The organism is Synechococcus sp. LTW-G (assembly GCF_054459035.1).
Window position 1 is genome coordinate 191,870 of record NZ_JBTKYW010000001.1, and the last position, 13,203, is coordinate 205,072.

Annotated in this window: 17 protein-coding genes and 1 riboswitch; of the genes, 5 read left to right on the plus strand and 12 right to left on the minus strand. The window is 62.8% G+C overall.

Annotated features, from left to right (window positions below):
* Positions 1-41 precede the first annotated feature (41 nt).
* Positions 42-374 (minus strand): hypothetical protein, encoded by a 333-nt coding sequence (locus tag ACXIQ9_RS01080; protein ID WP_459015043.1) that lies wholly within the window; start codon positions 372-374, stop codon positions 42-44.
* Positions 375-527: 153 nt separating this feature from the next.
* Between ACXIQ9_RS01080 and ACXIQ9_RS01085 the strand changes: the two genes are divergently transcribed.
* The gene (locus tag ACXIQ9_RS01085) at positions 528-1,118 is read left to right on the plus strand and encodes a peroxiredoxin (protein WP_010316955.1); all 591 of its coding nucleotides are present in this window, start codon (positions 528-530) and stop codon (positions 1,116-1,118) included.
* A gap of 50 nt (positions 1,119-1,168) precedes the next feature.
* Here the strand turns inward: ACXIQ9_RS01085 and ACXIQ9_RS01090 are convergent, their stop codons facing one another.
* Genes ACXIQ9_RS01090 through purS form a run of 3 tightly spaced genes read right to left on the minus strand, consistent with a single transcriptional unit; the run spans position 1,169 to position 3,057 of the window.
* The gene (locus ACXIQ9_RS01090) at positions 1,169-2,134 is read right to left on the minus strand and encodes a S66 peptidase family protein (RefSeq protein WP_459015045.1); all 966 of its coding nucleotides are present in this window, start codon (positions 2,132-2,134) and stop codon (positions 1,169-1,171) included.
* Positions 2,131-2,784 carry a phosphoribosylformylglycinamidine synthase subunit PurQ gene (purQ, locus tag ACXIQ9_RS01095; RefSeq protein ID WP_459015047.1) on the minus strand — a complete coding sequence of 218 codons (654 nt, stop codon included), beginning with the start codon at positions 2,782-2,784 and terminating at the stop codon, positions 2,131-2,133. The genes ACXIQ9_RS01090 and purQ overlap by 4 nt, the downstream gene beginning before the upstream one ends.
* Positions 2,785-2,787: 3 nt before the next feature.
* Entirely contained in the window at positions 2,788-3,057 is a 270-nt protein-coding gene (purS, locus tag ACXIQ9_RS01100; protein WP_010316952.1) for a phosphoribosylformylglycinamidine synthase subunit PurS, read from the minus strand.
* A 92-nt stretch (positions 3,058-3,149) separates the two neighbouring features.
* Here purS and ACXIQ9_RS01105 point away from each other — a divergent pair, with 92 nt between their 5' ends.
* Positions 3,150-3,482: a hypothetical protein gene (locus tag ACXIQ9_RS01105; protein ID WP_459015049.1), complete on the plus strand. Its 333-nt coding sequence runs from the start codon at positions 3,150-3,152 to the stop codon at positions 3,480-3,482.
* Here ACXIQ9_RS01105 and cobW read toward each other — a convergent pair.
* The 3 genes from cobW to ACXIQ9_RS01120 form a co-directional block, all read right to left on the minus strand.
* On the minus strand, positions 3,479-4,555 hold the full coding sequence (cobW, locus tag ACXIQ9_RS01110; protein WP_459015051.1) for a cobalamin biosynthesis protein CobW: 1,077 nt from the start codon (positions 4,553-4,555) through the stop codon (positions 3,479-3,481). The two genes, ACXIQ9_RS01105 and cobW, sit on opposite strands and share 4 nt — an antisense overlap.
* Before the next feature lie 2 nt (positions 4,556-4,557).
* On the minus strand, positions 4,558-5,148 hold the full coding sequence (locus ACXIQ9_RS01115; protein WP_459015053.1) for a HupE/UreJ family protein: 591 nt from the start codon (positions 5,146-5,148) through the stop codon (positions 4,558-4,560).
* Between the two features lie 25 nt (positions 5,149-5,173).
* A riboswitch (cobalamin riboswitch) is annotated at positions 5,174-5,321 on the minus strand.
* Positions 5,322-5,326: 5 nt separating this feature from the next.
* Positions 5,327-5,863, minus strand: a complete 537-nt coding sequence (locus ACXIQ9_RS01120) for a pentapeptide repeat-containing protein (protein WP_459015055.1) — start codon at positions 5,861-5,863, stop codon at positions 5,327-5,329.
* A gap of 55 nt (positions 5,864-5,918) precedes the next feature.
* Between ACXIQ9_RS01120 and upp the strand changes: the two genes are divergently transcribed.
* From upp to ilvD, 3 genes are read left to right on the plus strand one after another with little or no spacing between them, the layout of a single operon-like run.
* The gene (gene upp / locus ACXIQ9_RS01125) at positions 5,919-6,590 is read left to right on the plus strand and encodes a uracil phosphoribosyltransferase (protein WP_459015057.1); all 672 of its coding nucleotides are present in this window, start codon (positions 5,919-5,921) and stop codon (positions 6,588-6,590) included.
* A gap of 25 nt (positions 6,591-6,615) precedes the next feature.
* Positions 6,616-6,912: a hypothetical protein gene (locus tag ACXIQ9_RS01130; protein WP_247478349.1), complete on the plus strand. Its 297-nt coding sequence runs from the start codon at positions 6,616-6,618 to the stop codon at positions 6,910-6,912.
* Between the two features lie 42 nt (positions 6,913-6,954).
* A complete protein-coding gene (gene ilvD, locus ACXIQ9_RS01135) occupies positions 6,955-8,631 on the plus strand; it encodes a dihydroxy-acid dehydratase (protein ID WP_010316941.1) in 1,677 nt (558 codons plus the stop codon).
* Here ilvD and ACXIQ9_RS01140 read toward each other — a convergent pair.
* The 5 genes from ACXIQ9_RS01140 to ACXIQ9_RS01160 form a co-directional block, all read right to left on the minus strand.
* Positions 8,628-9,011 (minus strand): hypothetical protein, encoded by a 384-nt coding sequence (locus tag ACXIQ9_RS01140; RefSeq protein ID WP_010316940.1) that lies wholly within the window; start codon positions 9,009-9,011, stop codon positions 8,628-8,630. The two genes, ilvD and ACXIQ9_RS01140, sit on opposite strands and share 4 nt — an antisense overlap.
* Positions 9,012-9,013: 2 nt before the next feature.
* Positions 9,014-9,565, minus strand: coding sequence for a CIA30 family protein (locus ACXIQ9_RS01145; RefSeq protein WP_247478343.1), 552 nt, complete (start codon positions 9,563-9,565; stop codon positions 9,014-9,016).
* Between the two features lie 23 nt (positions 9,566-9,588).
* Complete coding sequence (gene pgl / locus ACXIQ9_RS01150) at positions 9,589-10,314, minus strand: 6-phosphogluconolactonase (protein ID WP_459015059.1); 726 nt, start codon at positions 10,312-10,314, stop codon at positions 9,589-9,591.
* 13 nt (positions 10,315-10,327) lie between these two features.
* On the minus strand, positions 10,328-11,743 hold the full coding sequence (gene gndA, locus ACXIQ9_RS01155; protein ID WP_459015061.1) for an NADP-dependent phosphogluconate dehydrogenase: 1,416 nt from the start codon (positions 11,741-11,743) through the stop codon (positions 10,328-10,330).
* A gap of 151 nt (positions 11,744-11,894) precedes the next feature.
* Entirely contained in the window at positions 11,895-13,190 is a 1,296-nt protein-coding gene (locus ACXIQ9_RS01160) for a glucose-1-phosphate adenylyltransferase (RefSeq protein WP_296421638.1), read from the minus strand.
* Positions 13,191-13,203: the final 13 nt, after the last annotated feature.

Here is a 13,203-nt window from a genome sequence, read left to right on the forward strand (position 1 = left end):
AGGCTTTGTAACGAAGCAGCGGCGGGACCGTCCCTGTCTGCTTAGTTCTCCTGTTCTGTGAAGGCGTCCAGAAGAACGGGCACCGTCACGATCGGGTCAAAGCTCGTAATCGCAGGCTGCAGAGTGGGCTCGGCCTGACGGCGGAAACGATTCGAACTGGTCCGACTGGGGGCCGGCGAGCTTGCCTGAGGGGAGGCGCTTGGTTGGTCCGCCTCGGAGCGGCGACGGATTGGATTACGCCGGGTCGCCTCTGGACGGGTCGTGGACAGTGGCCGCTGGATCGGTTGGTCCTTCAACTCCCCGCGGAGCTGGTTCAGTAGCCGAAAATGGCCGGTGGTGTTGTATTTCCGCAGCAGCGACGGATCCCAAGCCATTAGCGCTGGTCTGTAAGACCCTCAGCCTATTGGGCAGCGCGGGTGCAGGAGAAGCGTGATAAATTGTTGCGGTGACAACTGGAAGTCGATCCGGGTTCGGGTTAACCGAAACGTTGGGTCTAATCCCTGTCTCCACCAATCATTTCACGGATTATGTCGAGGCTCGTCGGTCTTCAGGCTCCTGACTTCACCGCCACTGCAGTGGTCGATCAGGAATTCAAGGAGGTGACCCTCTCCTCATACCGCGGCAAGTACGTGGTGCTGTTCTTCTACCCCCTGGATTTCACCTTCGTCTGCCCGACGGAGATCACGGCCTTCTCCGATCGCTACAGCGAGTTCTCCAGCCGTAACTGTGAAGTCCTGGGCGTCTCCGTTGACAGCCAGTTCTCTCACCTCGCCTGGGTGCAGACCGACCGTAAGAACGGTGGTCTCGGCGACATCGCCTATCCCCTGGTCGCTGACCTGAAGAAGGACATCGCCCGTTCCTACGAGGTGCTCGATGAGGAAGCCGGTGTGGCCCTGCGCGGTCTGTTCATCATCGATCCCGATGGTGTGATCATGCAGAGCACCATCAACAACCTGCCCGTCGGCCGCAGTGTTGATGAGACCCTGCGACTGCTCCAGGCCTTCCAGCACATCCGCAACCACCCCGACGAGGTCTGCCCCGCCAACTGGACCCCTGGCGAGAAGACCATGAACCCCGATCCCGTGAAGAGCAAGGAGTTCTTCGCTGCTGTGAACTGATCCCCAGTTCCCATCGATCTACGGGGGCCGAGAGGCCCCCTTTTTTATGTTCAATCAGGGGCTGCCAGGCTCAGTTTTCCTGTCGCACCGTCCAACTGCGCTGGAACGCCGAGGGGCAGTGCCATGTTGGGCCGCCCGTGGCCGACTGGTAGCTGATACACCAGCGGGATACCCAAGTTTCCGAGCCGCTCCTCGAGGATCTCCTCCATAGAGAAGTCCCCTGGCAAGACATCGTCCTCAGCCCAGCTGAAGCGCCCTAGGCCAATCCCGCTCACACCATCGAGCAACCCTGAGCTGCGCCACTGCGTGAGCTGCCGATCGACGCGATAGGGAGCTTCACCGATGTCCTCCAGCACCAAGATTTTGTCCCGCAGGGCGGGCAGCCAAGGCGTACCGATCAAGCTCGTGGCGATGGTGAGGTTGCTCACCACCAGTGCTCCGCGGGCGATGCCTGGCCGTAGACGCCGGCCCTGAAGGGATGCCACAGGCCTCCCCTTGAGCAGAGAAGACAGGCGTTCCCACTGAACGTCCGATCCGCCAAACCAGCCATGCACCCCACCGCAACTGCCTGCGGCGAGTTGGGCGAGGAGCACCGCTGAGCAATCTGAAAACCCAACACACCAGCGTGGGGTGGACGGGATGGACCAGCCCTGCTCGAGTACGCGTGCACTGCCCCAGCCCGCCCCGACCAAGAACAGCGCATCAATGGAGGGATCGAGCCAGGCCTGCCGCAGGGAGGAGGCGCGCTGCTCATCCGTGCCGGAGAACCACCGCCACTGGCCCCAGAGCTCAGGCGGAGTGAGAAGCCGCCAACCCTCCTGCCGGCAGCGCCGCTGCAGGAGCTCCAACATCGGATCCTCTCGCTCAAGCCAGGTGCCTGGTGCGAGCGCTGCAATCCGTGCTCCCGGCTTCAACGGTGCCGGGCCGCGCTGCGTCGCTGCTCGGGAGCGGGCAGCCAGGGGAACCGCTGCCGCTAGTGCCCCAAGGAGCAGCTCACGGCGGCGCCAGGGTTTCATCCCAACAGGCTGGCCAACAGACGGCGTCCATCGACCCCACCGGTCGCTGGGTCACAGGCCCGTTCGGGGTGGGGCATCAGGCCGAGCACATTGCCCTGGGCATTGGTCAGGCCAGCCACGTCGGCGACAGAGCCGTTGGGATTGCGGCAGTAGCGCAACACCACCTGGCCTTGGTCCTCAAGGGCCTTGAGATCATCGGGAGCGGCCTGGTAGCGCCCCTCTCCATGGGCGATAGGGAAATTCACCACCTCGCCGCTGCTGTAGCCCTGAAGCCAGCTGCAGTGACCCGGCTCAACGCGAAGATCCGTGGGCTCGCAGATGAAGTGGAGTTTCTGGTTACGGGTCAGGGCGCCTGGCAAGAGGCCCATCTCGGTCAGCACCTGGAAGCCATTGCAGATTCCGAGCACGCGACCGCCGCGCTTCGCGAAGGCCGCGACTTCCTCCAGCACAGGGGCGAAGCGCGCAATCGCTCCGCAGCGCAGGTAGTCGCCGTAGCTGAATCCGCCTGGAATCACCACGGCATCAAGACCACTCAGATCGCGCTCCTCATGCCAGAGAAAGCGGGTTTCGATGCCCAAACAGCCCTGGGCTGCCCACTGGACATCCCGGTCACAGTTTGAGCCGGGAAAAACAACGACACCAAGGGTCATGGCTCAGGCTCCAGCGCTGGAGTCGTCCTTGAGCTCGAGGGTCCAGTCCTCGATCACGGGATTGGCCAACAACCGGTCACTCAACAGCTCCAACTGCTGACGGGCGGTCTGGGCGTCAGGAGCCTCAAGCTCCACCTCCACGGCCTTACCGATCCGCAATTTGCCGATTCCATCGACACCCAGGCGTGAGGCAGCGGCTCGGGTGGCTTCACCAGCGGGATCGAGCACGGAGGGCCTCAGGGAGACCAACACACGGGCAGAGAAGACGGGCACCTGAGCTCTAGGTGGGGTTTGTTAAATCTTGGCAGGCCGGCTGACGCTGGACCGGGCTGTGGTCAGGTTGGAGGGGGTCCTAAGGGGTCGCCGTGGATCGCCTACCGCTGCTGACTGGGCTGCTGACAGCCTGGGCACTCCTCACCGCCCAGGTCGCCAGAGGGGAGGAACCCTTTTCCCTTCCGCTCGAATGCCAGCTCGAATCGGCCCGCTGGCAGCCCTGCACGTTGACCGTTGAACGGCTCGGGGAGCACTGGTGGCTCCAGGTCGGTGGGCGCCGACTGGACTTTCACCACGATGGACGGGGACAGATCGAACTTCAGGAGGCGGCAAGAGAGCCCCGGCTTGTTCAGCCCCACTGGAGATCTGAGCAGGCTCTCTGCTGGGGGGGCATCTGCGCCAAAGGAGCCTTGCCGATGGACTAGCCCAGACCGGCGATCAACTGATCCTTCAGGGCTGAACCGTTGAGCGACAGGCCCAGGGCGACAAGCTCCAGACCGTCGTCGTTGGGGCGCTCCAGCCGCGAACCGCTGTCAAACCAACACTCCAGACGCGGGCCAACCGCCTGAATCTGCAGCGGGTGGGTTTTACCAGGCAGCCAAGCCCGTCCCTTGAGACGCAGCAGGCCTTGGTCTGTAATACAAGCCGGCAACAGGGCTTCGAGCTGGGCTTTGCTGGTCACTCCCTGCCACTGGAAGGCGAGCGATTCCATCGCCACGTGGGTGTGGTCGTGGTGATCGTGGTCGTGGTCGTGGTCGTGGTCGTGGTCGTGGTCGTGGTGATGATCGTCGTCGTGTTCGGGGCGATCGAGTCCCATCAGCAGAGCCGCTGGGACGTCGCCGCGGGCCATGGGCAGAACAGACACGCCGCTGCGGACCTGGTCGCTCAAGCGGCGGCGGAGACGGTCGACGGCCTCCTCGCTTAAACAATCCGCCCGGCTCATCAGCACGAGATCGGCGGCTTCGAGCTGATCGTCGAAGAGCGCGTTGATGTCACTGAGGTGATCCACGCTTGGATCGGCCTGTCGTTGGGCCTCGAGGGCACTGGGATCGGCAACGACACTTCCGCCGCTCAATGCCTCACCGTCGACAACGGTCACCACGCCCGTCACACGGGTCTTGGTGCGAATCTCGGGCCAGCGGAAGGCCTGCACCAGGGGCACGGGCAGGGCGAGGCCACTGGTTTCGACGACGATTCCATCGAGTTGGTCAGCGCGCTGCAGCAACTGCTGCATGACCGGCAGAAACTCGTCCTGGACGGTGCAGCAGAGGCAACCGTTGGCCAGCTCAACGACCCGTCCGTCGAGCTCATCCTCAGGGCAAAAGCCGCAGCTGCGAATCAAATCGCCATCGATCCCCACCTCACCAAACTCGTTCACCAGAACGGCAAGCCGCAGGCCACTGGAGACCAGCAGCTGACGCAACAGTGTCGATTTACCAGCGCCAAGAAACCCGGTCACCACCGTGACCGGGAGGCGTGATGCGGGTGCCACAGTCATGGTCAGGCGACGAGCGCGGTCCAGGTGAAGGCGGCGCCGATGCCGACCATCACACCGGCGAGGAGCTGTTTCTGGCTCAGCGGGAGCCCCTGGCTGAAGCGACGCAGGCCAACGAGGGAGAGGGTCAACAGAGCGCCTTGGCTGAGCAACAAACCCAGCAGGTAGAAGGCAATGGGGGTGGACTCCCAGCCAATCACCGAGGCGCTGAGCACATAACCGTGCAGAGCGAAGGCGGGAATCAAGCTGAGGGCAGGAAGACGGCCCACGATCACGAGGCCCTCGACCACCAGGGAGAGGGAGACCAGTGCCTCGGCACCAGGCAGACCGGGCAACCAAAGACCCAGTGCCGTGGCGCTGAGGCCCACCAGCAGCAACGCCATGGTCCAACGCATGGAGCGTTGAAAGCCGACCAGGGCCAGGGCAATCAGAAAGAGCAGATGGTCAGGCCCCAGCAGCGGGTGGGCCAGACCACTGATCAATCCACTCAGCGGTGAGGGAACCAGCGCCATGGACTCCATCGGGTGATGGGCCAGAGCTGGCGCGGCAGAGAGGGAAGCCAGCAGGAGCGCAGGGGCCCCGAAACGCTTGAACATCAATAGGACTGGTCCGCGCCAGGTGATTTATGGGAATGAACCGGCGGGCGTTCTGACTGGAGCCCTGGGGATAGGACTCTTCACAGCTGCGGGACAGCGCCGGAATTACACCGGACTTTCCCCGTTTCCTCCTCGGGCTGATCCCCCGAAGAACCGGAGCACTGAGCCTAAGCGCTGATTAACGACAGGCCAGGCTTTCGCGGGTATCGACACCCGTACGTGGATTGACGCCGCTGGCCCGGGCACAAAGGGCCTTCTGCTGCGGCAGGTCCAGAACCGCGTCGGTGAAGTCCGTGCCTTCGATGACCGCGCCGGTGAACTTGCTGTTCATCAGCATCGCGTTGCGAAAGACCGCACCGCTGAGGTCAGCGTTGTCAAAGCGGGTGGCGAAGGCCACGGCATCCTCGAGATCAGCCGCCGAGAGGTTGGCGTTTTGCAGATTGGCGGTGTTGAACACGGCCCCGCGCAGGTCGGTCTCACTGAGGTCAAACCCCTCCATGGAGGCTTTTAGAAACTCCTGCTGCTGAAGGTTTCGGCCGTGCATGTCCGGTTGCAGGTCCTGAGCGCTGCGCTGACCACGGAGTTCGGGGGCGGTAATCGCCAAGGCCGGGGAGGCCGCTGGAAGAACAGAGGCCAGCAGCAGAACAACGCCGAGGGCGAGGGTGCTCAGTGAGCGGGCCACGAGCAACTGAACGAGCGCAACGAGGTTCCGCACTGCAGCTTTAACTTGGGCGCTCAAGTTATTGCAGGCGGATACCGGAGCGCGACCGATGAGCAAGACCCTTCGGGTGGTGGTCCCTCCCCATCCCCTCATTGGCCATTGGCTGACCGTGTTGCGGGATCGAGAGACCCCTCAGCCCCTCTTTGCAACAGCGATGGTCGAACTGGGTCGATGGTTGACCTATGAGGCCATTCGGGACTGGATCCCTTACCAGCGGGTGCAGGTGCAGACACCACTGGCCCAGACGGAAGGGACCATCGTTGACGGTTCGATTCCGGTACTGGCTGTGCCCATCCTCCGAGCAGGATTGGGGCTATGGGACGGAGCCAAGTCGGTGATCCCTAGCGCTGCCGTCGCCCACATGGGCCTGCAACGGGATGAGGCCAGCGGTCGCTGCCGGTGTTACTTCAACGGACTTCCGGAGACCATCCCCGCCAATGCAGGGGTGCTGGTCTTTGAACCCATGGTGGCCACTGCTGGAACGCTCCTGAACGTGCTCGAACAGCTGGAGACCAAGGGGGTGACTGGCCAACGGGTGCGGGTGATCTCCACACTTGCCGCCAGTCCCGGGTTGAAAACCCTCGGTGAGCGCTACAGCGATCTGACCATCTACACCGGCTGTATCGACGCCGAGTTGGACGATCAGCAGCGCATCATTCCTGGCTTAGGTGACGCTGGCGACCGTCTGTATGGCAGGCCGCAGTCAGGCTTCGTAGGCTGAGGCAACTTCAAAGCAGGTCCACGCGATGTCCAACCGAGACGGCGGTTCAGGTTCTCTGAGCACCCTCTTGGTTGGTGCTGTGATCGGTGCCGCTGGCTTTGCCTGGTGGCTCTACTCCGAGGCTGAGCGGCGCCAGCAAAACACCCGGCAACAGCGAAGCCTGCGCCTAAGTCGGCTGGCCGATCACGACGATCAGGCCTTTGACCCCAACAGCGACCGCCCGGTGGTCCGGGAGGTTGAACTTCAGGACAAGGTTCAAGAGCTCAACCAAGCGATCGAAGACGTTCGCAGGCAGCTCGAGGGGCTGAGCCCCCAGAGCTGAAAGGGCTCCTCGGTAGGTTGCTGGGAAGACAACCCCGCAGCCATGCTTCGCTCCGCCGCGATCACCCAGGGCATTCAGCGCTCCCCCAACCGCGCCATGTTGCGGGCTGTCGGTTTTGGAGACGCTGACTTCAACAAACCGATCATCGGCATCGCCAACGGCTACAGCACGATCACGCCCTGCAACCTGGGCCTCAACGATCTGGCCCGCCGGGCTGAGGATGCGGCTCACGCGGCGGGTGCCATGCCCCAGATGTTCGGGACCATCACCGTGAGTGATGGCATCTCGATGGGCACCGAAGGGATGAAGTATTCCCTGGTGAGCCGCGAGGTGATCGCGGATTCAATCGAGACAGCCGTGAACGGTCAGAGCATGGATGCGCTGCTCGCCATCGGCGGCTGCGACAAAAACATGCCTGGGGCCATGCTGGCCATGGCGCGGATGAATATCCCCTCGATCTTTGTCTACGGCGGCACGATCAAGCCCGGCAAGCTCGGCGCCTGTGACCTCACCGTTGTGAGTGCCTTTGAGGCGGTGGGTCAGTTCAGCGGTGGACGGATCGACGAGCAGGAGCTCACGGCCATTGAGAAGAACGCCTGCCCTGGCGCCGGCAGTTGCGGCGGCATGTTCACCGCCAACACGATGAGTGCGGCCTTCGAAACCATGGGCCTGAGCCTGCCCTACAGCTCCACCATGGCTGCCGAAGATCCTGAAAAAGCCGATAGCGCTGCCCGCAGCGCGGAGGTGCTGGCTGAAGCGATCAAGGCCAACATCCTTCCCCGCGATCTGATGACCCGCGAGGCCTTTGAAAACGCCATCAGCGTGATCATGGCCGTCGGCGGCTCCACCAACTCCGTGCTCCACCTCCTGGCCGTGGCCCGCACCGCTGGCGTTGATCTCTCGATCGATGACTTCGAGACCATCCGCCAACGGGTGCCCGTGATCTGCGACCTCAAGCCCAGCGGCCGGTACGTCACCGTGGATCTCCACCAGGCCGGTGGCATCCCCCAGGTGATGAAGCTGCTGCTGGATGCCGGTCTGCTCCACGGCGATTGCAAAACGATCGAGGGCAAAACCCTCAAGCAGGTGCTCGCCGATGTTCCCGCGGTGCCCCCAGCCGGCCAAGACGTGATCCGGCCGCTGAGCAATCCGCTCTACGCCAAGGGACACCTGGCAATCCTCAAGGGCAACCTGGCCGAAGAGGGTGCCGTGGCCAAGATCAGCGGGGTGAAGAATCCGGTGATCACCGGCCCCGCCCGCGTATTTGAAAGCGAGGAAACCTGCCTGGCCGCCATCCTCGATAAGCAGATCAACCCAGGCGACGTGGTGGTGGTGCGACAGGAGGGTCCCGTGGGTGGCCCCGGCATGCGCGAGATGCTCAGCCCCACCGCCGCGATCGTGGGCCAGGGCCTACTGGATTCCGTGGCCCTGATCACCGATGGACGCTTCTCCGGGGGCTCGTTTGGACTGGTGGTCGGCCATGTGGCGCCCGAGGCGGCCGTGGGCGGAACCATCGGTCTGGTCCAGGAGGGCGACAGCATCACCGTTGATGCCAGCCAACTGCTGATCCAACTCAATGTTGATGACGCCGAACTGGCCGCCCGCCGGGCCGCCTGGAGCAAGCCTGAGCCGAGGTACCGCACCGGTGTTTTGGGTAAGTACGCCCGGCTGGTGAGCTCTAGCAGCAAAGGTGCTGTGACCGACCAGCCTGACCTCTAGGCCTCGCCAGCAATCAAGGCGCGAATTCGCCTGCAGAGGGCTTCAAGGGGGGCGCCGGCGCTGGGGCGTTCGCAGCGCTCCCCTGAGTTCGCTTGCATCCAGACGGGATGGCTGCCATGCCAAAGCATGGGTGCCTGTTCATCAGCCACCATGCTGAGCATCAGATTCAGTTCGTCGCCGCTGCGGTAGATCTCCAGCTCGAGATCGCGATCCGGGTGGCGAACCCCATCGGTGTCGCGCGCTTCGATCAAGAGACAGCAATCACTGCAGTCCCCGACGGTGGAGGGCGGTTCGCCACTGAAACGCAGGGCGTGGCGATAGGGCTTCAGGCAGACATCGGCGGCCTTGGCCAATTCGCTCAGGAGGGGTTCGAGGTCCACAGTCAGGCCACGGCTCGGATCGAGCGGAGCAGCAAGCGCAGGGCACCGGGCCGGAAGCCGGGATTACGGCCGCCCATGTCTCCAAATTTGGAATGCAAGATCTGAATTCTGGTCACCCGTGCGGGATCAAAGCGAAGGGGCAGGCCAACGGGGGTGGCCCGAACGCTGGGGGTGAGACGACTAAAGGGAATCGTCACCACAGAGGTGCCGTTGGGCCGGGTGGAGAACTCCGCCACCCAACGCAATCCACCTGGGATCAGTTCCGTGAGGCCGGCCACCCCATCACGGCTGGCCAGGGCCAGCTTGTAGCGGCGACCATCGCCATCGAGTTCGAGCTCGAGGGCTCCGTAGGAGGAGAGATCCAGCGGTGGATCCAGCACCGCTGAGCGGCAGCTCACAAAGCCGCCGCCCTCGGGTTCAACGACGGCCTCCATCAGCAAGCCAGACGCGGTGGAGTGACACTGACCCTGGCTGCGTCCCCCCATGATCGTGTCGTTGAGGGTGTGCCATCCAGGGAAATCAGCTCCCTGTGCCAGGACCAGTGGCGCAAGCATGGATGCGATCCAAAGCAACGGCGTCAGCCTGCCGCAGTCACACCCGCGAGCGCGGCCTCATCCGCCAGGACAAGAACCTCATTGCGGGGAGTGACCAACTTGGCGGGGGTCCTATCGGGTGATTCACTCGGATCCAGCAGGCGGCTGAGGGCCTGCACCTTCCCTGATCCACTCACCAGAAAGATCACCTGGCGGGCCGCACTCAAAACAGGTGCGGTCAAGGTGATGCGCTCAAGTCCCTTACCGCGACCGACCGTGGTCCACCGATCGGTGATCGTCGGCGCCTCGGTGCCGGGGAACAGGGAGGCCGTATGGCCGTCCTCACCCAAGCCGAGAACCATCAGATCAAAAATCGGGGGCTCGCCAGGACAGACCCTCTGGATGGCCGAAGCGAATGACGCGGCACTCTCCTCTGGGGTCGGCAGGCTCACCGTCGGCACGGGATGGAAGGCGGCCTTGCTGCCGGGACCGTCCTTCAGCAGGGTCTGCCGAAGCATGCGGGCGTTACTCGAAGCATCCTCTGCATCGACCCAACGTTCATCGCCAAGGAACACATCGACCCTTTCCCATGGGAGATGTTCCTTGCCGAGCAGGCCATAGGCCACCGCTGGGGTGCTCCCGCCAGAGAGAGCCAACTGAGCCCGATCCCGTTGGTCGAGGGCTAGATCCAGATGGGAAGCAATGGTCTGGGCAGCGAGACGAGCCAGGGCCTGGCCGTCGCTTGCCCGTTCAATGCGGTAGTGCGTCATGGCCGGTTGCCTCTCAATCGAGCCACTCGGTGTGGAAAGTCCCCTCTTGGTCGACCCGTTGGTAGGTGTGGGAGCCGAAGCAATCGCGCATGGCCTGCACCAGGTTCTGCGGCAGGCGGGCGGTGCGGTAGCTGTTGATGTAGTCGAGGGTGCTGCTCAGGCAAGGGACCGGGATCCCGGCCTCGGCAGCACCGGCAACAACCGTCGCCAGACCAGGGAGGCGCCGATTCACCTGCTCGGCGAACCAAGGGTCGATCAACAGATTGACCAGCTGGGGATTGGCATTGAAGGCGTCCTGAATGCGCTTGAGCAGACGCGCGCGAATGATGCAGCCCCCTTTCCAGATCTGGGCGATGGACGGCATGTTCAGGTTGTAGTCATGCTCAGCCGAGGCGATTCGCAGCAGCTCCATGCCTTGGGCATAGCTCGCCATGCAGGCCAGGACGACAGCATCCATCAGAGGACCGGTGCCGTCGTTGCCGCAGAGTTCAAAGGATTGGACCACCGGACCATGGAGGATCGCCTCGGCGTTCTGGCGCTGGGGCTTGATCGAGCTCATCACACGCCCGTTGAGGGCGGCGTAGATGGTCGGTACCGGTGCACCCATCTGCAGCGCACTCACCACGGTCCAAAGGCCAGTGCCCTTTTGACCCGCCTGATCGACGATCTTCTCCACCAGATCGCTGCCATCAGCGGGGTCCTTCGTGCGCAGACAGATCTCGGTGATCTCAACGAGATAGGAGGCCAACTCCTCGGTGCTGTTCCAATGGCCAAAGATGTCGGCCATCTGCGTGCCGTTGAGACCACCAACCCGCTTGAGCAGGTCATAGGCCTCGGCAAGGATCTGCTCGATGCCGTACTCAATCCCGTTGTGGACGGTCTTGACGAAGTGGCCGGAGCCCCCGGGACCGATGTAGGTGACGCAGGGTCCGTCTTCCACCTGGGCCGCCATCTTGCAGACCAGGCTCTCAATCGCGTCGTAGGAGGCCTTGGTGCCGCCGGGCATCATGCTCGGCCCTTCGAGGGCTCCTTTGGCACCGCCTGAGACCCCCATCCCGATAAAGCCAAAACTCTTGCTCTCGAGCTCAGCCACACGACGTTCGGTGTCGTGGTACTCCGAGTTGCCACCATCGATCAGCAGGTCGCCTGCTTCGAGGTAGGGCGAAATGTCTTTGATGACCGCATCCACCGCAGGACCGGCCTTGACCATCATCAGGATCCGGCGCGGATGCTGAAGCTTGCTGACAAAGTCCTCCAGGCTCGTGGAGCCAACAATGTTCTTGCCGGCGCCCATCCCAGAGAGGAACTCTTCCGTTTTGGCATAGGTGCGGTTGTAGACCACGCTGGAGAAACCATTGCGCTCAGCGTTGAGCACCAGGTTCTCGCCCATCACACCGAGACCGATCAAGCCGAAATGGGCCTTATCCATGGAGCTTTGAAGACGGATCCAATGTCACCAGTGTGGCGAGCTCTTTCAGCGGCGTGAACCGTTGTTGGCGAACACTGAAACAGGTTGAGTTGACAACAAAAAACCCCTCTCTGCACAGGCAGGGAGGGGTAGAGCAACGAATCGAGAGCGACTAGATGACGCTGTGGTCGGGGATGCTGGCGTTCTTGACCACCACGACAATGCCGTTGCGGATGTAGAAGCCGAGCTCAGGGCGATCTGCTTCTTCGACGTTGTCCTTGTTGACGATGGTGACGTTGTCGCCGATACGGGCGTTCTTGTCGAGGATCGCTCGCTTGACCGTGGTCCCGCGACCGACACCAACCGGAGTGCCGCCACGTTGACGCAGTGCATTGCGCTCGGCAGGGGACTCGAAGAAGTCATTGCCCATCACCAGGGTGTCCTGGAGGACGGCATCTTCTTCGACGCGACTGCGAACACCCAGAACGCAATGGTGGATGCTGCAGGCCTTGAGGATCGAACCCTCACCAATGATCGATTGGGTCACCTGGGAGTCCAGCAATTTGCTGGGGGGCAGGTAACGGGGACGGGTGTAGATCGGGAAGGACTCCTCGTAGAACGAGAAGGCCGGGTTCGGCTGGTCGGTCAGGGCCAGGTTGGCCTCGTAGAAGGCGCCAATCGTTCCGATGTCTTCCCAATAGTCATCGAAGAGGTAGCTCTGGATGTGGTCACCCCGCTCCAGGGAAGCAGGGATCAGCTCCTTGCCAAAGTCCGTCGCGCTTGGGTTCTTCGCCAGCAAATCAAACAGGGTCTCGCGGCTGAAGACGTAGATCCCCATCGATGCGAGATAGGGGCGCTTCTCGGCTTCCTCTGGGGAGAGCCCCAGACGGGAGGTGTCGACCCACATCTCCTTCAGGGCATCACCCTTGGGCTTCTCGCGGAACTCGCGAATCTTTCCTTTCTCGTCGGTGTGCATCAAGCCGAAGGCTTCGGCCTGCGGGGCATCCACCGGCAGGGCACCGATGCTGATGTCGGCGCCAGTGGCGATGTGGTGGTTGACGAACTCGCTGTAGTCCATCCGGTAGAGCTGGTCACCGGAGAGGATCAAGTAGTGGTCCACATCCCATTCCTGGAAGAGCCACTGGTACTTGCGCACGGCATCCGCTGTTCCCTCGAACCAGCTGGGGCTCTCTGGGGTCTGCTGGGCCGCCAGCACCTCGACAAAGCCCTGACCAAAGCCAGAGGAGAGGTTGTAGCTCTGGGTGAGGTGACGGTTGAGGGAAGCGCTGTTGAACTGCGTCAACACGTACATCTTGTTGATGTCGGAGTTGATGCAGTTACTGATGGGGATATCAATCAGTCGATATTTGCCAGCCAGGGGCACGGCGGGCTTGGCCCGCATCTTGGTCAGAGGGTATAGGCGGGTCCCTGCACCGCCGCCCAGAATGATCGCCAGAACGCGCTTCATCGCTTCCCTCTAC